At 48.2% G+C, this 618-nt stretch carries 1 rRNA gene; it reads left to right on the top strand.

The annotated features are described in order from the left end of the window. Positions 1-25 precede the first annotated feature (25 nt). Positions 26-618 (top strand): 23S ribosomal RNA (locus GTW09_RS17400); the annotation flags it as partial.

Below are 618 nucleotides of genomic sequence, written 5' to 3'. Positions count from 1 at the left end.
TACTCAAGGCTTTTTAGGGTTGTATGGTTAAGTGACGAAGCGTATACGGTGGATGCCTTGGCAGTTAGAGGCGATGAAGGACGTGTAAGTCTGCGAAAAGCTGTGGTGAGCCGACAAAATGCATTTGAGCCACAGATGTCCGAATGGGGAAACCCACCTGTTTACAGGTATCGTTACATGAATACATAGTGTAACGAGGCGAACGAGGGGAACTGAAACATCTAAGTACCCTTAGGAAAAGAAATCAATTGAGATTCCCCTAGTAGCGGCGAGCGAACGGGGAGCAGCCCTTAAGCTGTTTAGTGTGTAGTGGAATCCTTTGGGAAGAGGAGCGATACAGGGTGATAGCCCCGTACACGTAGCGTGCTTTACAGTGAAATCGAGTAGGTCGGGACACGTGTTATCTTGACTGAATATGGGGGGACCATCCTCCAAGGCTAAATACTCCTAACTGACCGATAGTGAACCAGTACCGTGAGGGAAAGGCGAAAAGAACCCCTGTGAGGGGAGTGAAATAGAACCTGAAACCGTATACGTACAAGCAGTGGGAGCCCTTCGGGGTGACTGCGTACCTTTTGTATAATGGGTCAGCGACTTATATTTAGTAGCAAGGTTAAG

Source organism: Alteromonas hispanica (assembly GCF_010500915.1).
Classification (GTDB): domain Bacteria; phylum Pseudomonadota; class Gammaproteobacteria; order Enterobacterales; family Alteromonadaceae; genus Alteromonas; species Alteromonas hispanica.
Note: the sequence above shows the minus strand (reverse complement) of the source record. Positions and strands in the feature narration are given on the sequence as shown.